Source organism: Variovorax boronicumulans NBRC 103145 (assembly GCF_001591345.1).
In the GTDB taxonomy this organism is placed as follows: Bacteria; Pseudomonadota; Gammaproteobacteria; order Burkholderiales; family Burkholderiaceae_C; genus Variovorax; species Variovorax boronicumulans.
This window is the reverse complement of sequence record NZ_BCUS01000070.1, coordinates 1-21,243: the sequence shown is the minus strand read 5'-3', so window position 1 is coordinate 21,243 and position 21,243 is coordinate 1. Positions and strand designations below refer to the sequence as shown.

Below are 21,243 nucleotides of genomic sequence, written 5' to 3'. Positions count from 1 at the left end.
AGCGCCGGAACCTAGGGAAAAACTCCAGCGTCAGGATTCCAAAGTATCGGAACAAGCCCCGACGAGATCACAAAGAACGCCCCCTCTTTCCAGAATTTAACGACCGTTAACTGGCCCGTGCGCAACGTCTTCACGACGTGGCTTCACCGGCAGGGCGACGGTCTTTTCATTCCATTCCAAGACAGAGAGGGTTCGTTCCGTCATGACGAGATCACCGAAGTTCAAGCGCAGGGCCGTGGCCCGCGCCGCCGTGTGCGTGCTGGGTTCGATGCTGGCCTCTGCGGCCGGTGCGCAGGCCTATCCGGGCGACCCCGGCATGATCGGCAACCCGGCCAGCTGGCGCACGAAGGAGTTCCTGTCCGACTGGGGGCTCGGGGCGATGAAGACCGAGTACGCCTACGCGGCGGGGTTCACGGGCAAGGGCGTGAAGCTGGGCGTGATCGACTCGGGGTTCGACGTGCGCCACACGCGCGAGCTGCCGCTCACGCGCTTCACGGCGCTGGTGACGGCGACGTCCAACGGGGCGTACAGCGAGTTCGCGGCGGATGGTTCCAGGCTCAATGGTCCAGCGTCGGGTTCCGGTTTTCACGGCACCCATGTGGCCGGCACCGTGGGCGCCAGCCGGGATGGGCAGGACATCAAGAACAACATGCACGGCGTGGCGTTCAATGCCAGCGTGGTCGTGGGCAACACCAATGCGCCCGATGGTCTGTATTCGTTGCCTGGACTCGACCCGAAGGCCTCTCCCAATGCGTCGAACGAGAATTTTCGGAATCTCTACCAGGGCATGCGCGACGCGGGTGTGCGGGTCGTCAACAACAGCTGGGGCAATCCCCACTCGTCGCAGAATTCCGCCGATATTTCTGGAGTAAGGAAAGCCTACGCCGAATTCCTGACGCAGTCATCCTGGCTCGATGCCGCGATCGACGCCACCAAGACCACCGCCGACGGGAGGGAAGGGCTTATCCAGGTGTTCGTTTCCGACAATCAATTTCAGCCGCAACCGAGTGTGCGAGGTGCATTGCCGTACTTCCGGCCCGAGGTCGAGGGGCACTGGCTGACGGTGACCGGTGTCGGGCATGTCGGCGAGGGGGGCTACTATCAAAAATTCAACCAGTGCGGCGTGGCCAAGTACTGGTGTGTGGCGGCGCCCGGAGGGGACATCCTGAGCACGACGCTCGACGGCGCGTACGGCTCCTTCAGCGGAACGTCCATGGCAGCGCCCCATGCCACAGGCGCGCTGGGCATCGTCATGGAGCGCTACCCGTACATGACCAACGAGCAAGCCTTGCAAGTGCTGCTCACCACCGCCACGAAGTTCGACGGCACGCGGCAGATGGCGCCCGATGAAGAAATAGGCTGGGGCCTCATCAACCTCGAGAACGCGATGAAGGGGCCGGGGCAACTGCTCAAGCGCACGGTCATCGACATGCCCGGCGGCACGTCCGACACGTGGCGCAATGACATCTCCGAAGCAGGGCTGATCCAGCGAAAGAAGGAAGAAGCGGCCGAGATTGCGCACCTCAGTGCCTGGACGAAGAGTCCGGTCACCGCTGAGAGTTTGAAACCGGCAGCCGATGCTGCGCGGGCGTTGCTTCAGGCCGTGCTGGATGCAGCCATTGCCGGCAACGACTACACCGCAGCGTTGGCGGCCGTGAATGCCAACCCCATCGCGAAGGTCGCACTCGCGGACTTCGAGGTGACTCTCCCATTCTTGAAACCGGGTAGTGTCATGAGGGATTTTTTCCTCAATGCTGCGAAGATCCGCGAGAGCTTCACCTCCATCGTGGAAAGGCTTGTGGAGGAAGCAACGCCTGACCCGGATCACGTGGCCTACCTGCGTACCCGCACCGATGCCGACTACCGCGGCAGCCTCGTGAAGGCCGGTGCCGGGCGGCTGGTGCTCACGGGCACCAACACCTACTCGGGCGACACGCATGTCCAGGCCGGCGAGCTCGCGCTGGGCGAGGGCGGCACCACCGGTTCCATCACCAGCCATGTGGCCATCGACGCGGGCGCCAGCTTCGCCATCGACCGCGGCGATGCCTACGACTTCACCTACAACATCACCGGTGCGGGCGACCTGCGCACCACGGGCGGCACGACCGGCGAAGGCGTCACCACCTTGAGCGGCGCCAACAGCTACAGCGGCGCGACCTGGGTGCAGGGCGGCACGCTGCGCGCGGGCTCGGCCACCGGCTTGTCGAACGCCAGCGCGTTCACGGTGGCCGGCAAGGCGAAGCTCGACCTCAATGGCTTCGACGCCACCATCGGGTCGCTCGCCGGCGCGGGCGATGTGGCCGTGGGCACCGGCACGCTGACCACCGGCGGCAACGACCGTTCGACGCAGTTCGCGGGCCGCTTCAGCGGCAGCGGCGGCCTCGTCAAGGCGGGCGCGGGCCGCTTCGAACTCACCGGCGACTCCGGTGCTTTCACCGGCAAGACCTCGGTGGCACAAGGCATGCTGTCGGTCAACGGCACGCTGGGCGGCGAGATGGCCGTGTGGTCGGGCGGGCGCCTGCAGGGCACCGGCACGGTCGGCAGCACGACCGTCGCCACCGGCGGTGTCGTGGCGCCGGGCAACTCCATCGGCACGCTGCACGTGGCTGGCAACGCACGCTTCGCGCCAGGTTCGACCTTCGAGGCCGAGCTGAGCGGCACCGACGCGCAGGCCGACCGGCTCGACGTCAGCGGCCACGCCACGCTCGAGGGCGGCACGGTGCGCGTGCTCGGCGGCTACGTTCTGGGTGCGCGCTACACGCTGCTGAACGCCGAGGGCGGCGTGAGCGGCACCTTCGCCGACTTCAGCGTGGCCAAGGACTACCTCTTTCTCTCGCCGAAGCTGGGCTACACCGCGACGCAGGTCTACACGGAAGCCATGCGCAACAGCGTGTCGTTCGCGTCGGTCGCGCAGTCGGGCAACCAGCGTGCGATGGGGGTGAACCTCGATGGCGCCGCCGCATGGAGCCCGGCGCTGGCCGCCGCGCTGCAGCTGGAGAGCGTGCCAGCCGCACGCGCGGCCTTCGACAGCCTCTCGGGTGAAGTGCACGCCTCCGCGAAGACCGCGCTCATCGAAGACAGCCGCTTCATGCGCGAGGCCGCGCTGGAGCGCCTGCGCGCCTCGGCCGGCACGGCGGGCGCGTCCACGGCACCGGTCAAGATCAACGACGGCACCGGCCAGTCGCACATGGCCGCCCCGACCACGGGCGAGACCGTCTTCTGGAGCCAGGCCCTGCATTCGACCGGCCGCGCGCGCGGCGACGGCAATGCCGCGCGGCTCGATCGCTCGGTCGACGGCCTGCTGATGGGCGGCGACACCCGCGTGGGCGACAACGTGCGTCTGGGCGTGACCGGCGGCCACAGCCGCAGCAAGTTCGACGTGGACGCGCGCTCATCTTCGGGTGATGCCACCAGCTACCACCTGGGCCTGTACGGCGGCACCACGCTCGGTGCGTGGGCGCTGCGCGCCGGCGCGGCCTACGCGCGGCACGACGTGGACACCACGCGCCAGGCGCGCGTGGCGGGCCTGTCGGATTCGCTCAAGAGCAACCACGACGCATCGACCACGCAGGTCTTCGGCGAAGTGGGCTACAGCCTGGCGGCCGGCGACGTGGCACTGGAGCCCTTCGCGAACCTGGCGCACGTCACGCTGCACACCGACGCGTTCTCCGAGCGCGGCACGTGGGCGGCGCTGCAGGCGCGCAGCGGCAGCGCGAACGTCGGCCTGTCGACGCTGGGCCTGCGCGCATCGACCGCGGTGCGCCTGGGCAATGTCGACGCCACGCTCAAGGGCATGGTCGGCTGGCGCCGCGCCTACGGCGACCTGACGCCCTTCACCAGCGTCGCGCTGCCGGGCGCCACGGGCTTCTCGGACATCGCGGGTGTGGCGGTCGCGAGGAACGCGGCGGTGCTGCAACTCGGCTTGGACTTCGCGTTCTCGCCGCGCGCGACCTTCGGCGTGTCGTACGGTGGCCAGTTCGGCGGCAAGGCGCGCGACCAGTCGGTGAAGGCGAATCTGAACGTGTCGTTCTGACGAAAGGCGAGGGTTTGGGCCCGTCTGCCATGTGTCGGCGGGCGGGCCCTTTTTTTTTGGCTAGCGGATCACGCCCAGCTTGCGCGCAATCGCCACTGCCTCCGTGCGCCGCTTCGCGCCCAGCTTCATGTGGATGTTGCGCAGGTGCGTGCGCACCGTGCTCTCCGACACGAACAGCTTCTCGCCCATGGCGTTGTTCGAGTAGCCCTCGGCCAAGAGCTGCAGCACGCGGATCTCCTTGCGCGTGAGCGGCTCCTTGGTGGCGTCGCCCGAGGGCGCCTCGGCGTCGATCGGCGAGGGCGGCGGGCCGAGCACCTGCAGCAGCCGCTGCAGGTAGTCGGCCAGGATCGGGTCGCTGCGCAGCACGGGCGCCACGGCACCCGCTTCTTGCTGCATGGCGGCGGCATAGCGGTGCACCAGCGTGCCCACGGCCGGGCCTTCGTCGAGGATCAGCCGCACGAAGCCTTCCTGGCTCGCGGCCTGCAGCACGGCGCCGATCTCTTCGATGGCGGTGGCGAGGTCGCCCGCGCGCTGCAGCGCCAGCGCGCGCAGCACGCGCAGCTTGAGGGCGCGGCGGTTGCGGTTGGCGGCCACGGCGGCGTGCAGCTCGGCGTCGAGCACGGTGAGGGCCGCGCGCGCGTCGCCGAAGGCAATGTCCCAGCGCGCCCGCGCGAGCGCGAGGTAGTCGAGGTCGTGCGCGGGCAGGCGCTGGCGGCGCTCGCGCTCCCACAGCTCGGGGTCGTCGGCGCGTTGCAGTTCGTCGCGCGAGGCGGGGCCGTTGCCCTGCAGCAGCAGCATGTGGGCGCGCTCCAGCTTGGCGCCCGCGACCACGCGCGGCAGCTGGCGGTGGTGGCCGAGGTATTCGAGTTCGGTCAGGGCCTGGAACGCGGCGTCGATGTCGCCCGCGTGGAAGGCGATGCGCGAGCGCATGACGTGGCTCAGGATCATGTGGTCGGGCAGGCCCACGTCGCGCGCCAGCGGCAGGTACACGTTCAGCAGGTGCTCGGCCTGCACCAGCTGGTTGGTCTCGTACACGGCGCCCGCGTACAGCACGCCGGCCCAGGCGTTGCCGTGGCTGTGGTTGTACGACACGGCATGCGTGGAGTCGACCGCCATGCGCAGCCGCGCGGTGGCCTGGCGCAGCCGGCCTTCGGTGAGGTCGAACAGGCCCGCCAGCGACTCGGTGTACATGCGGTTGAAGGTGCTGTTGCCCTGCTCGCGCCGCGCGGCCTCGAGCAGGCGCTGCGCCTCGCGCTGGTCGCCGCGCACGGCGAGGATGTGGGCCATGGCGTTGAGCAGCACGCCCTCGGCAAAGGCCAGCCCGGTGGGCAGGCGCGCGAGGCTTTCGCGGCCGGCTTCATACGCGGCGTCGTGCTGGTCTTCCATGGCCAGCAGCAGCGGAATGAGCGTGTGGGCGTTGGCGCGCACCTCGGGAATGGGGCTGTCGAGGCAGCCCGACTGTTCGAGCAGCCGCATGGCGTCCCACGGGCCGTGCGTGAAGCATGTGGCCCACAGCGCGATGAGCTGCAGGAACGGATGCTCGCGCAGCTGGTGCTCGGGAATCGCCGAGAACCAGCGCGCCAGCATGCGCATGCGGCCCTGCTCGAGGAACTGCTCGGCGTAGCTGTCGAGCAGCGTGAGCGCGTGCGGATGGTCGCCGCCCTCGATGGCGTGGTCGATGGCGGGCACGGGCCGGCCGTGTGACTCGTACCAGCCCGAGGCCGCGAGGTGCAGCCGCGCGAGCTCGCCCGGCCGCTCGCGCGCCAGCTGCGCACGCAGGAAGTCGGCAAAGAGGCTGTGGTAGCGCCACGCACGCACCTCGCCGCCGGCGTCGCCGCTCACGGGCGTGAGGAACAGGTTGGCGGCGGCCAGCTGCTCGAGGATGACGGCGCTGTCGCCGCGCGGGTTGAGCGCCTGGCACACCGAGGCGTCGAGCTGGCGCAGGATGCTGGTGCGCAGCAGAAAGTCGTGGATCTCGGGCGGCTGGTGCGCGAGCACGTCTTCGGCCAGGTAGTCGGCCACGGCGCGGTCGGAGCCCGAGAAGCGTTCGATGAAGCCGGTCTCGATGCCGTGCCGCTCGAGCGCCATCGACGCCAGCCAGATGGCCGCCACCCAGCCTTCGGTCTTGCGGTGCAGCTGCGAGAGCAGGTCGGCCGGCAGCGCCTGCGGCGGCTGCGCGGCGGCGTGCGGCGCATGGGCCTGGCGCAGGCCGATGAAGGCGCTGGTTTCTTCCAGCGAGAAGCGCAGGCGGTCGGTGTCGATCTCGATGAGCTGGCCGCGCGCGCGCAGGCGGCCCAGCCCGAGGTCGGGCAGGCTGCGCGAGCCGATCACGATCTGCCCGCGCCGCGGCAGGTGCTCCACCAGCTCGCGCACGAGGCCCAGCACGGCGGGCTCCTGCACCACCTCGAAGTCATCGAGGAACAGCGTGAAGGGCGAGTCGTGCGCGGCCAGCGCGGCCACGGCGTCGAAGGGCGCGTGGCTTGCGGGCTCGTCCACGCCGATGCGCTGCACGGCCTCGGCCAGGCAGTTGAGAAAGCGCGACACGTCGTTGTCGGCGCGATCGAGCGTGAGCCAGGCGGTGGCGATGCCCTGCGCGTCCATGCGCTCGCGGATCTGCGCCATGGCGGTGGTCTTGCCGAAACCGGCGGGCGCGCGCACCAGCACGAGCTTGACGGTGGCGGCGGCGATCTCTTCGCTGATGGCGGTGCGCGGCACCTGCGTGGCCACGAAGGCGGGCGGGTTCAGCTTGGTCTCGAGAATCCGGAGCGAAGAGGGGGGGACGGGGGCTGGAGCAGGCATCGCGAAGGGGGAGTGAGTGCCTGGAAATTCCGTCGCTTCCGACGATTCCGGCAACCGATTCTGCTTCCTAAACTGGCCGCAGACAAACTGAATTCCCCTGCATCCGGTGGCCTTGCGCACCCGGGCGGCGCCCTGCCCATGACCCACGACGTTTTCATCTACGACCACGTGCGCACGCCGCGCGGCAAGGGCCGCGCCGACGGTGCGCTGCACCCCATCACGCCGGTGCAGCTGGCCACGCAGGTGCTGCAGGCGCTGCGCGAACGCCATGCGCTCGACCCCGCGCAGATCGAGGACGTGGGCCTGGGCGTGGTGATGCCGGTGGGCGAGCAGGGCGCCGACATCGCGCGCGTCGCACTGCTGTCGGCGGGCTACGGCGACAGCGTGGTGGGCTTCCAGCTCAACCGCTTCTGCACCTCGGCGCTCGACACGCTGAAGATGGGCTTTGGCCTCGTGGCCTCGGGCCAGGCCGACGCGGTGATCGGCGGCGGCGTGGAGTCGATGTCGCGCGTGACCATCGGCAGCGACGGCGGCGCGGTCTACACCGACCCCGCCGTGGGCCAGCGCTACCCCTACATCCCCAACGGCGTGGCGGCCGACCTCATGGCCATGCTCGACGGCGTGGACCGCGAGGCGGTCGATGCCTACGCCGTGGAAAGCCAGCGCCGCGCGGCCGTGGCGCAGGCCGAGGGCCGCTTCGACCGCTCGCTCGTGCCCGTGCGCGACCGGCTCGGGCGCACCGTGCTCGCGAAGGACGAGGCCAACCGCCCCGGCACCACGATGGCCGACCTGGCCAAGCTCAAGCCCGCCTTCGCCGGCGTGGCCGCACAGGGCTACGAAGCGATCCTGCTGCAGCGCTATCCGCAGCTGTCGCACATCGCGCCGATCCACACGGGCGGCAATTCGAGCGGCATCGTCGACGGCGCCTGCGCGGTGCTGCTGGGCAACCGCGACTACGGCACGCGCAACGGCCTCGTGCCGCGCGCGCGCATCGTCGGCAGCGCCTCGTGTGCCGACGAGCCGCTGCTGAGCCTGGGCGGCCCGATGCCCGCCACCGAACGCCTGCTGGCGCGCTGCGGCCTGGGCATCGGCGACATCGACCTGTTCGAGGTGAACGAGGCCTTCTCGGTGGTGCCGATGCGCTATGCGCGCCATTTCGACATCGACCCCGCGCGCATCAACGTGAACGGCGGCGCCATCGCGCTGGGCCACCCGCTGGGCGCGACCGGCGCGATCCTCACGGGCACGCTGCTCGACGAGCTGGAGCGGCGCGACGCGGGCCTGGGCCTGGTCACGCTGTGCGCCGCGGCGGGGCAGTCGACCGCGCTGGTGATCGAGCGCGTCTGAGCAGCACGTCTTCTCTTTCCTTTTTTCCTATGCCTTCCCACATCCGATTCGAGGTCGATGCCGACGGCGTCGCGCTCCTCACCCTCGACGTGCCCGAGCGGCCGATGAACGTGTTCACGCCCGGCTTCACGGCCGCGCTGCGCGAGGCCGTGGCGCAGATCGCGCAGCGCGCCGACGTGCGCGGCGCCGTCATCACCTCGGGCAAGGCCAGCGGCTTCATGGCCGGGGCCGACCTGAAGGACCTCGTGGGCTTTCATGCCACGGGCGGCGGCGCGGCCGAGGCCATCGAGGCGATCGCACCCGGCGGGCGCGCGCTGCGCGAGCTGGAGCGCTGCGGCAAGCCCGTGGCGGCGGCCATCAACGGCGTGGCGCTGGGCGGCGGCTTCGAACTCGCGCTGGCCTGCCATCACCGCGTGCTGCTCGACGAAGCGCGCGCGGTGGTCGGGCTGCCCGAGGTCACGGTCGGCCTGCTGCCCGTGGGCGGCGGCACGCAGCGGCTGCCGCGCCTCGTCGGCATTGCGCGCGCGCTGCCGCTGCTGCTGTCGGGCCGGCATGTGGCGCCGGCCGAGGCGCTGGCGCTGGGCATGGTCGATGCGCTCGCACCGGCCGACCAGCTCGTGGCCGTGGCCCGTCGCTGGGTGCTCGACCACCCCGACGCCGGCCAGCAGCCGTGGGACGTGAAGGGCTTCCAGGTGCCGGGCGGCGCGGGCGCACTCGCACCGCACGCGGGCGCGAGCTTCGGTGCCACGCTGGCGCAGGTGCGGCGCGACACGCACGACCAGCTGCCGGCGCCGCTGGCCATCCTGTCGGCCGTGTACGAAGGCACGCAGCTGCCGATGGACGCGGGCCTGGCGGTCGAGGCGCAGTGCTTCGGTCCCTTGCTGGCCGGCCCGGTGGCGCGCAACCTGATGCGCACGCTGTTCGTGAACCGGGGTGCGGCGCTGCGGCGCAAGGGCGACTTGAGTGCGGTCAACGCTGCGTATGTCGAGCGGCTGCGGCAGCTGTACCGCAGTGAAGGTGTGGCGCTGTTGAGCGAGGGCGTGTCGCCTGCGCTCATCGCGAACGCCGCGCGGCAGGCTGGGCTGGGCGAGAGTCCGCTGGCTGCCGATGCAACGGCGGAACAAGCCACTGCATCGCAGCCTGACGCACGCGCCGTCGGCGAACGCCTGCTGTCGCTGCTCGCGCTCGAAGCAGTGCGTTGCCTCGAAGAAGGCGTGCTGAAGAAACCGGTCGAGGCCGACCTCGGCGCCGTGCTTGCGCTGGGCTACCCCGACTGGACCGGCGGCACGCTCTCGTACATCGAGACCGTCGGCCTCGCGGCCTTCGTCGCGCGCTGCGATGCGCTGGCCGAGCGCCACGGCGAGCGCTTCAAGCCCACGGCTGCGTTGCGCGAGCGCGTGCGGTCGAATAGCTTGTTCTATTCGGAGCAGGCCGCGTGAGCCCAGGCCGCGCGCAAGCGCTGCAGTCGCTGGTCGCGCAACTGCAGCTCGAGCAGCTCGAGAAGAACCTGTTTCGCGGCACCAGCACCGACATCGGCGCGCCCGCCGTCTTCGGCGGCCAGGTGCTCGGGCAGGCGCTGATGGCAGCGGCCCGCACGGTCGACGGGCATGCGGCGCATTCGCTGCACGGCTACTTCCTGCGCGCGGGCGACAAGGCCGCGCCCATCGTCTACGACGTGGACCGCATCCGCGACGGCGTGAGCTTCACCACGCGGCGCGTGGTCGCCATCCAGCATGGCGAGCCGATCTTCCACATGTCGGCCTCGTTCCACCGGCGCGAGGAGGGCGTGTCGCACCAGTGCGCCATGCCCGAGGCGCCGCCGCCCGAAGACCTCACGCCGCGCGCCGGCCCGCGCGTGCGCGTCGAGGGGCCGATCGAGTTCCGCTACGTCGACCCGCGCGACCCCGTCACGGCCGGCCCGCGCCCGCCGCACAGCCAGCTCTGGCTGCGCACCGCCGACGCGTTGTCCGACGACCCGCTGCTGCACCAGGCCATGCTGGCCTATGCCTCCGACTACAGCTTCATGGGCGTGGCGATGCAGCCGCACGGCCTGGCGTTTCAGCAACCCGGCGTGCAGGGCGTGAGCCTGGATCACGCGATGTGGTTCCACCGCGATTTCCGCTGCGACGACTGGCTGCTGTACGACGCCGACTCGCCTTCGGCCGAACATGCGCGCGGCTTCTGTCGTGGCGCGCTGTTCGACCGCGCCGGCCGGCTCGTGGCCTCGGTCGCGCAGGAAGGCCTGATCCGGGTGCGCCGATGATCAAGCTCGTCTTCTGCCTGCGGCGCTTGCCGCACCTGGACCGCGCGCAGTTCCAGCACCACTGGCGCCATGTGCATGCGCCGCTCGTCGCGGAACGCGCCGAGGTGCTGGGCCTGCGGCGCTACGTGCAGTCGCACACGCTCGACGACGCACTCGTGCAGCCGCTGGCCGTGCCGCGCGGCAGCCCCGCGCCCTTCGACGGCGTGGCCGAGCTGTGGTGGGACAGCCTCGAAGCGCGCACCGGCGCGCGGCGCGAGGAAGCCCGCCGCGCGAGCGCCGAGCTGCTCGCGGACGAGCGCCGCTTCATCGACCTGACCGCCTCGCCGATCTTCTTCACCGACGAGTTCGCCGTGGTCGGCGACCCCGCCGCCGAGGCGGTGCGCGACTACCTGCAGGCACGCGGCCGCCTGTAATCGTCGCTTCGGACGATGCCTGTGCGCAGGGCGCGTCCCTAAACTTTTTCCCACAGGCTGGCGTGTCGCCGGCCGCGAGGAGACCCCCTTTGTTCCAAGGCGAAAGTATCGAAGTCCTGCCGCTGCAGGACGGTCTGGTGGAGCTGCGCTTCGACCGGCGCGGCGAGGCCATCAACAAGCTCGACGCGCGCACTGTCGACGAGTTCCGCCAGGCCACCGAACGCATCGCGGCCTCGCCCGATGTGCGCGGCGTGCTGGTGACGAGCGCGAAAGACGTGTTCATCGTCGGCGCCGAAATCACCGAGTTCGGCGCCACCTTCCAGCAGGCCGAGGCCGACATTGCGCGCGGCGTGCGCGCCAGCAACGAGCTGTTCAACGCCTTCGAGGACCTGGCCGTGCCCAGCGTGGTCGCCATCAACGGCTTCGCACTCGGCGGCGGGCTGGAGCTGGCGATGCTCGCGCCGCTGCGCGTGATGGCCGACACGGCGCAGGTCGGCGTGCCCGAGGTGAAGCTCGGGCTGTTTCCCGGCTTCGGCGGTACGGTGCGGCTGTCGCGTCTCGCAGGCCTGGCCACGGCCATCGACTGGGTGGCGAGCGGCAAGCCGGCCAAGGCGCCGGCCGCGCTGGCCGCGGGCGTGACCGACGAGGTCGCCGCGCCCGAGGCCCTGCGCGACCGTGCGCTCGCGCTGCTGCAGCGCGCGGTGCGCGGCGAGATCGATTGGCAGGCCGCGCAGCAACGCAAGCGCGCGCCGCTGGCGCTGTCGAAGCAGGAGGCCGGTGCACTGGTCGAGACCGCACGCACGCAGGTGGCGGTGCGCAGCGGCAAGCACCAGCCCGCAGCCCTCATCGCGCTCGAGATGATGGCCGAGGCCGCCGGCCGCGACCGCGCGGGCGCCCTCGACCTCGAGTCGGCAGCCTTCGGCCGCGTCGCGAAGACGCAGGCCGCCGCCTCGCTGGTGCAGGCCTTTCTCAACGACCAGGCGCTCAAGAAGCTCTACAAGCGCCACGCGCGCGAAGGCCGTCCCGTGAAGCAGGCGGCCGTGCTCGGCGCCGGCATCATGGGCGGCGGCATCGCCTACACCAGCGCGCTGCGCGGCACGCCGGTGCGCATGAAGGACATCGCGCAGCCGCAGCTCGACCTGGGCATGGCCGAGGCCGGCAAGCAGCTCGCCAAGCAGGTCAAGAACGGCCGGCTCGCGCAGGCCAAGGCCGATGCCATCAGGGCGTCGATCGTGCCGCAGCTCGACGAGGCCGGCTTCGACAGCGTGGACTGCGTGGTCGAGGCCGTGGTCGAGAACCTCGAGGTCAAGCGCAAGGTGCTGGCCGCGCTGGAAGGCAGCGTGAAGCCCGGCACCGTGATCGCCTCGAACACCTCGAGCCTGCGCATCGACGACATCGCCCAGCCGCTCGCACGGCCCGAGGACTTCGTCGGCATGCACTTCTTCAACCCCGTGCCGGTGATGCAGCTGGTGGAAGTGATTCAGGGCGCGAAGACCAGCAATGCCGCCGTGTCCACCGCCGTGGGCTATGCCGTGGCCATGGGCAAGACGCCCATCGTGGTGAAGGACTGCCCGGGCTTCCTGGTCAACCGCATCCTCACGCCGTACATCAACGCCTTCGTGCAGCTGGTGGCCGATGGCGCCGACTTCGAAGCGGTCGACCGCGCGATGGAAGCCTTCGGCTGGCCCATGGGTCCGGCCTACCTGCAGGACGTGGTGGGCATGGACGTGGGCGCGCACGTGGGCGACGTGATCGCCGCGGGCTACCCGCAGCGCATGCCGGCCCTCGAACGCAACGCCGTGAAGCTCATGGTGGCGAACAAGCGCTACGGCCAGAAGAACGGCGCCGGCTTCTACCGCTACGAGAACGACCCCACGGGCCGCCCGCGCAAGTCGGCCGCGCCCGAGGCGCATGCGCTGGTCGCCACGCTGCAGCCGCAAGGGCGGCGCGACTTCGCGGACACGGAGATCGTCGAACGCATGATGCTGCCGATGGTGGTCGAGGCTGCGCACGCGCTCGAAGACGGCGTGGTCGCCACGCCGGCCGAGCTCGACATGGCGCTGCTGCTCGGCGTGGGCTTTCCGGCCTATGCGGGCGGCGCGCTCAAGTACGCCGACTGGCTGGGGCTGGACCGCGTGGTCGCGCTGTGCGACAAACATGCGGCGCTCGGCGCGCCGTATGTGCCCACGGCGCGCATGCGCGAGATGGCGGCGCGCAAGCTGCGCTACTACCCGGTCTGAACGGCAGGCGTTTTCGGTTTTCTTTCTTTCTTCCTTTCTCTCTCTATCCAAGGACAACAAGAGATGCAACTCGATTCCAGCATTGCCGCCGTCGTCACGGGCGGCGCCTCGGGCCTCGGGGCCGCCACCGCGCGCCGCCTGGCCAGCCACGGCGTGAAGGTCGCGCTGTTCGACCTCAACGTGGAGCAGGGCGAGGCCCTGGCCAAGGAGCTGGGCGGCGTGTTCTGCAAGGTCGATGTCACGTCGGAAGAGCAGGTCGACGCGGCCTTTGCCAAGGCGCGTGCCGCGCACGGCCAGGAGCGCGTGCTGGTCAACTGCGCCGGCACCGGCAACGCGGTGAAGACCGCGAGCCGCGACAAGGCCTCGGGCGAGATCAAGCACTTTCCGCTCGCCAACTTCGACCGCATCATCCAGATCAACCTCGTGGGAACCTTCCGCTGCATCGCCAAGTCGGCGGCCGGCATGCTCACGCTCGATGCGCTGGAAGACGGCGAGCGCGGCGCCATCGTCAACACCGCCTCGGTCGCCGCGCAAGACGGCCAGATGGGCCAGGCCGCCTACACCGCCTCGAAGGCCGGCGTGGTCGGCATGACGCTGCCCATCGCGCGCGACCTCATGGGCGAGGGCATCCGCGTGAACACCATCCTGCCGGGCATCTTCAACACGCCGCTGCTGCAGGGGGCGCCCGACAACGTGAAGGCCGCATTGGCTGCGTCGGTGCCCTTCCCCAAGCGCCTGGGCAACCCGGCCGAGTACGCGACGCTGGCCGAGCTGATGATCACCAACGGCTACTTCAACGGCGAGAGCGTGCGGCTGGACGGCGCGATCCGGATGGCGCCGCGCTGAGGTCGGGGCGGCGGGGCGTCAGCCCTTCTGCGCCCGCCCGCGCGCCTGCACCGCCTCGCGCCGCGCCCGCAGCACCTCGGGCGTGAGCGACGCGGCCCAGTCGCGCGTGGCGGCCTGCTCCAGCGCCATGCCTTCGGCGAAGCTGCGCGCATGGCCGTCGTCGATCAGGCGCTTGTAGACCGGCAGCATCTCGGGCAGCGCGCTCGCCATGTCGGCAGCCAGTGCCAGCGCCTGGGGCATCAGCTGCTCGGGCGTCGTCACACGGTTGACCAGCCCCCAGCGCTCGGCCTGCTCGGCACCGACGAAGTTGCCGCTGAAGGCCATCTCCTTGGTCCGCGCAATGCCGATGAGCCGCGACAGCCGCTGCGACAGCCCCCAGCCCGGGATCACGCCGATGCGCGCGTGGGTGTCGGCAAAGCGCGCTTCGCTCGAGGCGATCAGCAGGTCGCAGGCCAGCGCCACCTCGAGGCCGCCCGTGATGGCCGCGCCGTTCACGGCGCCGATCACCGGGCGCGGAAAGTTCGCGAGTGCGGTGGCCACGTCGGTGCCGGCGTCGCCGGTGATGGCGCCGGGGTCGATCTCGCGCAGGTCCAGGCCGGCGCAGAAGGCGCGGCCCGCGCCGGTGAGGATGAGCACGCGCACGCTGTCGTCCTGCGCGAGCGTGTCGAGCGTGCGCACCAGCGCGCGCCGCAGCGCGAGCGACAGGGCGTTCATGGCCTGCGGGCGGTTCAGCGTGAGGCAGGCGCAGCCGTCCTGCGGACGGGTGAGCAGGAGGATGTCGGCGTCGTTGTCGGTTGCAGGTGTGTTCATGGCGTGTCAGTGTTGGGCGCAGGCCGGGCCGCGGCATCGTCGGAACGGACGAATCCGGCAGGCTTGTCCCGCTCACGACTCGAAACCCGCGCCCGCGTCGGCACCATGCGCCGCATTGTCTTCAATCCGTCCTTGAATCCACTAAGAGAAAGAAGGAGCGTCCCACCATGGACTTCAGCCTCACCCCGGCCCAGCTCGACCTGCAGGAACGAACGCGCCGCTTCATCGCCGAGGAGGTGATTCCGCTCGAATCCGACCCCCGGCAGGATTCGCACGGCCCCGCCGAGGCGCTGCGCGACGAGCTGGTGGCACGCGCGCGCCGCGCCGGCCTGCTCACGCCGCATGCGTCGAAGGAACACGGCGGGCTGGGCCTGTCGCACGTCGACAAGGCCATCGTGTTCGAGGAGGCGGGCTACTCGCCGCTCGGCCCGGTGGCCCTCAACATCCATGCGCCCGACGAAGGCAACGTGCACCTGATGGAGGTGGTGGCCACGCCGGCGCAGAAGGCGCGCTGGCTGCAGCCGCTCATCGACGGCCATGTGCGCTCGTGCTTCTGCATGACCGAGCCGCCGCCCGGCGCCGGTTCCGACCCGTCGATGATGCAGACCGTGGCCGTGCGCGACGGCGACCATTACGTGATCACCGGGCGCAAGTGGTTCATCACCGGCGCCACCGGCGCGGGCTTCGCGATCATCATGGCGCGCATGGAAGACGGTTCGTCGACCATGTTCCTGGCCGACATGGACCAGCCCGAGATCGTGATCGAACGGCAGATCGACGCACTCGACAGCTGCTTCACCGGCGGCCACGGCGTGGTGCGCTTCGACGGTCTGCGCGTGCCGGCCACCGACGTGCTGGGCGCCATCGGCGAGGGCTTTCGCTACGCGCAGGTGCGGCTGGCGCCCGCGCGCCTCACGCACTGCATGCGCTGGCTCGGCGCCGCGCGCCGCGTGCACGAACTCGCCGCCGACTACGCCCGCCGCCGCCAGGCCTTCGGCCATGCGCTGGTGGAGCACGAGGGCGTGGGCTTCATGCTGGCCGACAACGAGATGGACCTGCACGTCTCGCGCCTGACCATCTGGCACTGCGCGTGGGTGCTCGACCAGGGCGGCAAGGGCCGCCACGAGTCGAGCGTGGCCAAGGTGCTGTGCTCGGAGGCCGAGTGGCGCGTGGTCGACCGCTCGGTGCAGATCCTGGGCGCGAGCGGCGTCTCGGACGAGACCGTGGCCGCGCGCATCTTCCGCGACATGCGGGCTTTCCGGATCTATGACGGCCCCTCGGAGGTGCACCGCTGGAGCATGGCCAAGCGCCTCGCCAAGGCCTGAGAGCGTAGGGGCGCAAGGCGCCGCCGCCCAAAATCGTCGGTTCCGACGACGCTGTGCGGCGGCGCGGCGCCAACAATGCGCTGGACTGTCGAACCGAACCCATCACCGGAGATTTCACATGCCCGAAGCCTATATCGTCGCCGCCGCGCGCACCGCCGGCGGCCGCCGCAACGGCCGCCTCGCCGGATGGCACCCGGCCGACCTGGCCGCCCAGGTGCTCAACGCCCTCGTGGAGCGCACCGACGCCGACCCCGCCCTGATCGAGGACGTCATCATGGGTTGCGTCGGCCAGGCCGGCGAGCAGGCCTCCAACGTGGCGCGCAACGCGGTGCTGGCCTCGCGCCTGCCCGAGTCGGTGCCCGCCACCTCGGTCGACCGCCAGTGCGGCTCGTCGCAGCAGGCGCTGCACTTCGCGGCGCAGGCCGTGATGTCGGGCACGATGGACATCGTCATCGCCGCTGGCGTCGAGAGCATGAGCCGCGTGCCCATGGGCCTGCCCACCACGCTGCCGCTGAAGAACAACCTGGGCTTCTACGTGAGCCCGGGCATGGAAAAGCGCTACCCCGGCATCCAGTTCAGCCAGTTCACGGGCGCCGAGATGATCGCGCGCAACTACGGCATCGAGAAAGACGCGCTCGACCGCTACGCGCTCGAAAGCCACCACCGCGCCATTGCCGCCACGAAGGCCGGCCACTTCGAACGCGAGATCGTGCCCGTGGCCGTGCGCATGGCCGACGGCACCGAGACCGGCGAGCTGCACACCACCGACGAAGGCATCCGCTACGACGCCACCCTGGAGAGCATCGCCGGCGTCAAGCTCATCGCCGAAGGCGGGCGCTGCACGGCGGCCACCGCCAGCCAGATCTGCGACGGCGCCAGCGGCCTCATGGTCGTGAACGAGCGCGGCCTGAAGACGCTGGGCGTGAAGCCGCTGGCGCGCATCCACCACATGAGCGTGCTGGGCCACGACCCGGTCATCATGCTCGAGGCTCCGCTGCCCGCCACGCAGCGCGCGCTGCAAAAAGCCGGCATGAAGATCGAGGACATAGATCTGTACGAAGTCAACGAAGCCTTCGCGCCCGTGCCCATCGCCTGGCTGAAGGCGCTGGGCGCCGACCCGGCCCGCATCAACGTGAACGGCGGCGCCATTGCGCTGGGCCACCCGCTGGGCGCCTCGGGCACCAAGCTGATGACCACGCTGGTCAACGCCCTGGGCCAGCGCGGCAAGCGCTACGGCCTGCAGACCATGTGCGAAGGCGGCGGCATGGCCAACGTGACCATCGTAGAGCGGCTCTGACGAAGCCGGGCGGCCCTTGCGCCGCCAACCTGGCAGCGCCCGCGGGGGCGGCGCTGACCTTTTCCGTTCCCTCAAAAAAAGAGATCGACGCATGATTCATGACACCGATCGCGGAGACAAAGAGAACACCCCCCTGTTGCGCATCGACGCGGTGTCGGTGCGCTTCGGCGGCATCGTGGCGCTCGACGGCGTCTCGTTCGACGTGCGGCGGGGCCAGATCTGCGGCCTCATCGGGCCGAACGGGGCGGGCAAGAGCACGCTGTTCAACTGTCTCTCGCGCCTGTACGAGTGCAGCGCCGGCCGCATCGAGTTCGACGGCCATCCGCTCACGCGCCTGCCGCGCCACCGCATGGCGGGCCTGGGCATCGGGCGCACCTTCCAGAACCTGGCGCTGTTTCGCACGATGACCGTGCGCGACAACGTGCTGGTGGGCTGCCACAGCAAGCACCACGCGGGCTTCTTGCGCAACGCCTTCCGGCTGCCCGGCGTGGCGGCCATCGAGTCGCAGGCGCGGGCGCGGGCCGACCAGCTGATCCACTTTCTCGACCTCGAGGCCGTGGCCGAACGCGAAGTGGCCGACCTGCCGTTCGGCACGCAAAAGCGCGTCGAGCTGGCACGCGCGCTGGCGGCCGAGCCGCAGCTGCTGCTGCTCGACGAGCCGGCCTGCGGCCTGAACCACGAAGAACTCGAGAGCCTGGGCACGCTGATCCGCGACATCCGCGACCGCCTGAACGTGACGGTGCTGCTGGTCGAACACCACATGAGCCTCGTGATGGGCGTGTCGGACAAGGTGGTGGCGCTGAACTTCGGCAAGAAGATCGCCGAGGGCACACCGGCCGAGGTGCGCGCGCACCCCGAGGTGATCCGCGCCTACCTGGGCGAAGAGGCAGAAGCGGAGGCGATGGCATGACGACGAACATTCTCGAAGTGCGCGGCTTGCACGCGGCCTACGGCCCGACGCGCGTGCTGCAGGGCATCGACCTCGACATTCCCACCGGCCAGGTCGTGGCGCTGCTGGGCGCCAACGGCGCCGGCAAGACCACCACGCTGCGCGCGCTGTGCCAGATGATGGTGAGCACCGAGGGCCGCATCATGCTGGCCGGCCAGCGCATCGACGGCCGTTCCACCGAGCAGATCGCCAAGGCCGGCGTGGGCCACGTGCCCGACGGACGCGGCACCTTCCTGGGTCTCACGACAGAAGAGAACCTGCGGTTGGGCGCCTACGCCCGCGCCAGCAGGGACGGCATCGACGCCGACATGGAGCGTGTGTTCGGCTACTTCCCGCGCCTGCGCGAGCGCCGCGCCCAGCAGGCCGGCACGCTGTCGGGCGGCGAGCAGCAGATGCTGGCCATCGGCCGCGCGCTCATGGGCAAGCCGCGCCTGCTGCTGCTCGACGAGCCTTCGTTCGGGCTCGCGCCGCTCATCGTGAAAGACATCTTCTCGATCATGCGGCGCATCAACAAGGAAGAGCGCGTGTCGATCCTGCTGGTGGAGCAGAACGCCAAGCTCGCGCTCGACCTGGCCGACTCGGCCTACCTCCTGGAAACCGGCCGCATCGTGCTCTCGGGCACCGCCGCCGAAATCCGCCGCAACGACGCCGTGCGCAAAGCGTATCTGGGCGAATAAGGGCCTCACACCGATGAACGCATTCCTGCACCAACTGCTGGCGGGCCTGGCCACCGGCGGCATCTACGCCAGCGTTGCGCTGGCGCTGGTGATGATCTACCAGGCCACGCACCACATCAACTTCGCGCAGGGCGAGATGGCGATGTTCTCGACCTTCATCGCCTGGAGCCTCATGCAGGCCGGCCTGCCGTACTGGGCCGCCTTCGTGGCGACGGTGGCGCTGTCCTTCGTGCTCGCGGCCGTGGTGGAGTTCACCGTCATCCGGCCCATGCACGACAAGCCCGCGCTGTCGGTGGTGGTGGTGTTCATCGGCCTGCTGGTGATCTTCCACAGCCTGGCGGGCTGGCTCTTCGGCTACACCATCAAGCAGTTCCCGAGCCCGTTCCCGTCGGACGCGTGGTTCGGCAGCGCCATGATGTCGGCGCACGAGATGGGCGCCATCGGCGTCACGCTGCTGGTGGTGCTGCTGCTGTTCGCCTTCTTCCGTTTCACGCCGCTGGGCCTGGCAATGCGCGCCGCGGCGCAGAACGCGGCCTCGTCGCGGCTCGTGGGCATCAACGTCGGGCGCATGCTGATGCTGGGATGGGGCCTGGCTGGCGCCATCGGCGCGGTGGCGGGGATGATGGTCGCGCCCGTGGTCTTCCTCGACCCGCACATGATGACCGGCGTGCTGCTGTACGCCTTTGCCGGTGCGCTCATCGGCGGCATCGACAGCCCTGTGGGCGCGGTGCTCGGCGGCTTCATCGTCGGCGTGCTCGAGAACCTCATCGGCACCTACGTGGTGGGCACCGAACTCAAGCTGTCGGTGGCGCTGGTGCTGATCGTCGGCGTGCTCATCGTCAAGCCTTCCGGCCTCATGGGCCGCAAGTTGGTCACCCGGGTCTGATCGCATGAACTCTCCCCAAGCTTCCTCCCTGCCGACCGCCATGGCACCGCTCGCTACATCGGCCAGCGCACGCACCGCCAAGCCCTCGCGCTCCCCGCTCGTGTGGGTCGGCCTGCTGATCGTGCTGGCCATCGGCATCACCTTCGTGGCGCGCGGCTACCAGCTGTTCCAGGCGACGATGGTGATCTCGTATGCCATTGCGCTGCTCGGCCTGAACATCCTCACGGGCTACAACGGCCAGATCTCGCTGGGCCACGGCGCCTTCTATGCCATTGGCGCCTACACCACCGGCATCCTCATGGAGCACGCGGGCGTGCCGTACTGGCTCACTGTGCCGGCGGCGGCCGTGGTGTGCCTGATCGTCGGCTACCTGTTCGGGCGGCCCGCGCTCAAGCTCGAAGGGTTGTACCTGGCGCTGGCCACCTTTGCGCTCGGCGTGGCGATGCCGCAGCTGCTCAAGTACAAGCACCTCGAGGCCTGGACCGGCGGCGTGCAGGGCATCGTGCTCATGAAGCCCGCCGCGCCCTTCGGCCTGCCGCTCAACGAAGACCAGTGGCTCTACCTGTTCTCGCTGTTCGTCGCGGTCGTGATGTTCTTCATTGCCCACAACCTGCTGCAAAGCGGCAGCGGCCGGGCCATGCGCGCCATCCGCGACCACGCCATGGCCTCCGAGGCGATGGGCGTGGACAACAGCCACTACAAGGCCATGACCTTCGGCGTGTCGGCCGCCTACACCGGCGTGGGCGGCGCGCTGTCGGCCATTGCGGTGCAGTTCGTGGCGCCCGATTCGTTCACGCTATTCCTGTCGATCTCGCTGCTGGTGGGCATCGTGGTGGGCGGCGTGGGCACGCTGTACGGCGCGATCTTCGGCGCCATCTTCATCATGTTCGTGCCCTCGCTGGCCGAGAAGGTCTCCAAGGCCGCGCCCTGGGCGGTGTACGGCGTGGTGCTGATCGCCTTCATGTTCGCGATGCCCGGCGGCGTGGTCGGGCTGCTGCGCAAGCTCCAGGCACGCTTCGCCCGTGCACGATGAAGCGACGCTGATCGCGAACGCACTGCAGCGGCTGGCCGGGCGACTCGTGCCCGGCGGCCATGTGGTGCAGGCCGTGCGCCGGCTCTCGGGCGGCGCCAGCCAGCAGACCTGGGCTTTCGATGTGACGGCCACCGGCGCGGGCCAGGCTCATCCGCTGGTGCTGCGCCGCGCGGCCGATGCCAGCGGCGCGCGCGCCCTGGGCACCGCGGGCCTCGCGGCGGAAGCGCAGCTCATCGAGGCCGCACGCACAGGCGGCGTGCCCGTGCCCGGCGTGCGCCATGTGCTGCAGCCGGCCGACGGGCTCGGCGAAGGCTTCGTCATGGAC

General features: G+C 70.2%; 15 protein-coding genes and 1 pseudogene. 14 read left to right on the top strand and 2 right to left on the bottom strand.

The genetic code is table 11. The features are described 5' to 3' along the window. Positions 1 to 202: 202 nt before the first annotated feature. The gene (locus VBO01S_RS19675; protein WP_062478182.1) at positions 203 to 4,033 is read left to right on the top strand and encodes an autotransporter domain-containing protein; all 3,831 of its coding nucleotides are present in this window, start codon (positions 203 to 205) and stop codon (positions 4,031 to 4,033) included. A 60-nt stretch (positions 4,034 to 4,093) separates the two neighbouring features. Here the strand turns inward: VBO01S_RS19675 and VBO01S_RS19670 are convergent, their stop codons facing one another. Then, positions 4,094 to 6,832 (bottom strand): winged helix-turn-helix domain-containing protein, encoded by a 2,739-nt coding sequence (locus tag VBO01S_RS19670; RefSeq protein WP_062478179.1) that lies wholly within the window; start codon positions 6,830 to 6,832, stop codon positions 4,094 to 4,096. Positions 6,833 to 6,970: 138 nt separating this feature from the next. On the opposite strand from VBO01S_RS19670, the gene VBO01S_RS19665 reads away from it, so the two are divergent. The 6 genes from VBO01S_RS19665 (at position 6,971) to VBO01S_RS19640 (ending at position 13,941) form a co-directional block, all read left to right on the top strand. Next, positions 6,971 to 8,179: an acetyl-CoA C-acetyltransferase gene (locus VBO01S_RS19665; protein WP_062478176.1), complete on the top strand. Its 1,209-nt coding sequence runs from the start codon at positions 6,971 to 6,973 to the stop codon at positions 8,177 to 8,179. A 29-nt stretch (positions 8,180 to 8,208) separates the two neighbouring features. Beyond that, the gene (locus VBO01S_RS19660; RefSeq protein ID WP_062478173.1) at positions 8,209 to 9,618 is read left to right on the top strand and encodes an enoyl-CoA hydratase-related protein; all 1,410 of its coding nucleotides are present in this window, start codon (positions 8,209 to 8,211) and stop codon (positions 9,616 to 9,618) included. Further along, positions 9,615 to 10,442 carry an acyl-CoA thioesterase gene (locus VBO01S_RS19655; RefSeq protein ID WP_062478170.1) on the top strand — a complete coding sequence of 276 codons (828 nt, stop codon included), beginning with the start codon at positions 9,615 to 9,617 and terminating at the stop codon, positions 10,440 to 10,442. The genes VBO01S_RS19660 and VBO01S_RS19655 overlap by 4 nt, the downstream gene beginning before the upstream one ends. Beyond that, positions 10,439 to 10,855 carry an EthD domain-containing protein gene (locus VBO01S_RS19650; RefSeq protein WP_062478167.1) on the top strand — a complete coding sequence of 139 codons (417 nt, stop codon included), beginning with the start codon at positions 10,439 to 10,441 and terminating at the stop codon, positions 10,853 to 10,855. The genes VBO01S_RS19655 and VBO01S_RS19650 overlap by 4 nt, the downstream gene beginning before the upstream one ends. Before the next feature lie 89 nt (positions 10,856 to 10,944). Continuing rightward, positions 10,945 to 13,095, top strand: coding sequence for a fatty acid oxidation complex subunit alpha FadB (gene fadB, locus VBO01S_RS19645; RefSeq protein WP_062478164.1), 2,151 nt, complete (start codon positions 10,945 to 10,947; stop codon positions 13,093 to 13,095). Between the two features lie 63 nt (positions 13,096 to 13,158). Beyond that, positions 13,159 to 13,941, top strand: a complete 783-nt coding sequence (locus VBO01S_RS19640; protein ID WP_062478161.1) for an SDR family NAD(P)-dependent oxidoreductase — start codon at positions 13,159 to 13,161, stop codon at positions 13,939 to 13,941. 18 nt (positions 13,942 to 13,959) lie between these two features. On the opposite strand, the gene VBO01S_RS19635 is transcribed toward VBO01S_RS19640, so the two are convergent. Further along, on the bottom strand, positions 13,960 to 14,751 hold the full coding sequence (locus VBO01S_RS19635) for an enoyl-CoA hydratase (RefSeq protein ID WP_082818205.1): 792 nt from the start codon (positions 14,749 to 14,751) through the stop codon (positions 13,960 to 13,962). Positions 14,752 to 14,918: 167 nt separating this feature from the next. Here VBO01S_RS19635 and VBO01S_RS19630 point away from each other — a divergent pair, with 167 nt between their 5' ends. From VBO01S_RS19630 to VBO01S_RS19600, 7 genes and pseudogenes are all read left to right on the top strand, one after another. Continuing rightward, positions 14,919 to 16,076 (top strand): acyl-CoA dehydrogenase family protein, encoded by a 1,158-nt coding sequence (locus VBO01S_RS19630; RefSeq protein WP_062478158.1) that lies wholly within the window; start codon positions 14,919 to 14,921, stop codon positions 16,074 to 16,076. A 118-nt stretch (positions 16,077 to 16,194) separates the two neighbouring features. After that, positions 16,195 to 17,373, top strand: a complete 1,179-nt coding sequence (locus tag VBO01S_RS19625; protein ID WP_062478155.1) for an acetyl-CoA C-acetyltransferase — start codon at positions 16,195 to 16,197, stop codon at positions 17,371 to 17,373. A gap of 91 nt (positions 17,374 to 17,464) precedes the next feature. Beyond that, the gene (locus VBO01S_RS19620) at positions 17,465 to 18,283 is read left to right on the top strand and encodes an ABC transporter ATP-binding protein (protein ID WP_062478152.1); all 819 of its coding nucleotides are present in this window, start codon (positions 17,465 to 17,467) and stop codon (positions 18,281 to 18,283) included. After that, positions 18,280 to 18,999 (top strand): ABC transporter ATP-binding protein, encoded by a 720-nt coding sequence (locus VBO01S_RS19615; protein WP_062478149.1) that lies wholly within the window; start codon positions 18,280 to 18,282, stop codon positions 18,997 to 18,999. The genes VBO01S_RS19620 and VBO01S_RS19615 overlap by 4 nt, the downstream gene beginning before the upstream one ends. A 13-nt stretch (positions 19,000 to 19,012) precedes the next feature. After that, on the top strand, positions 19,013 to 19,885 hold the full coding sequence (locus tag VBO01S_RS19610) for a branched-chain amino acid ABC transporter permease (RefSeq protein ID WP_056577629.1): 873 nt from the start codon (positions 19,013 to 19,015) through the stop codon (positions 19,883 to 19,885). 40 nt (positions 19,886 to 19,925) lie between these two features. Beyond that, complete coding sequence (locus tag VBO01S_RS19605; RefSeq protein ID WP_157627393.1) at positions 19,926 to 20,918, top strand: branched-chain amino acid ABC transporter permease; 993 nt, start codon at positions 19,926 to 19,928, stop codon at positions 20,916 to 20,918. After that, positions 20,908 to 21,243 (top strand): annotated as a pseudogene (locus VBO01S_RS19600) (phosphotransferase family protein); the annotation flags it as partial. The gene VBO01S_RS19605 and the pseudogene VBO01S_RS19600, both read left to right, overlap by 11 nt.

Coding starts and splice junctions, on each gene's coding strand:
- VBO01S_RS19625 (WP_062478155.1), top strand. CDS start 16,195: ATGCCCGAAGCCTATATCGTCGCCGCCGCGCGCACCGCCGGCGGCCGC.
- VBO01S_RS19675 (WP_062478182.1), top strand. CDS start 203: ATGACGAGATCACCGAAGTTCAAGCGCAGGGCCGTGGCCCGCGCCGCC.
- VBO01S_RS19605 (WP_157627393.1), top strand. CDS start 19,926: ATGGCACCGCTCGCTACATCGGCCAGCGCACGCACCGCCAAGCCCTCG.
- VBO01S_RS19620 (WP_062478152.1), top strand. CDS start 17,465: ATGATTCATGACACCGATCGCGGAGACAAAGAGAACACCCCCCTGTTG.
- VBO01S_RS19665 (WP_062478176.1), top strand. CDS start 6,971: ATGACCCACGACGTTTTCATCTACGACCACGTGCGCACGCCGCGCGGC.
- VBO01S_RS19640 (WP_062478161.1), top strand. CDS start 13,159: ATGCAACTCGATTCCAGCATTGCCGCCGTCGTCACGGGCGGCGCCTCG.
- VBO01S_RS19635 (WP_082818205.1), bottom strand. CDS start 14,751: ATGAACACACCTGCAACCGACAACGACGCCGACATCCTCCTGCTCACC.
- VBO01S_RS19650 (WP_062478167.1), top strand. CDS start 10,439: ATGATCAAGCTCGTCTTCTGCCTGCGGCGCTTGCCGCACCTGGACCGC.
- VBO01S_RS19610 (WP_056577629.1), top strand. CDS start 19,013: ATGAACGCATTCCTGCACCAACTGCTGGCGGGCCTGGCCACCGGCGGC.
- VBO01S_RS19660 (WP_062478173.1), top strand. CDS start 8,209: ATGCCTTCCCACATCCGATTCGAGGTCGATGCCGACGGCGTCGCGCTC.
- VBO01S_RS19630 (WP_062478158.1), top strand. CDS start 14,919: ATGGACTTCAGCCTCACCCCGGCCCAGCTCGACCTGCAGGAACGAACG.
- VBO01S_RS19615 (WP_062478149.1), top strand. CDS start 18,280: ATGACGACGAACATTCTCGAAGTGCGCGGCTTGCACGCGGCCTACGGC.
- VBO01S_RS19670 (WP_062478179.1), bottom strand. CDS start 6,832: ATGCCTGCTCCAGCCCCCGTCCCCCCCTCTTCGCTCCGGATTCTCGAG.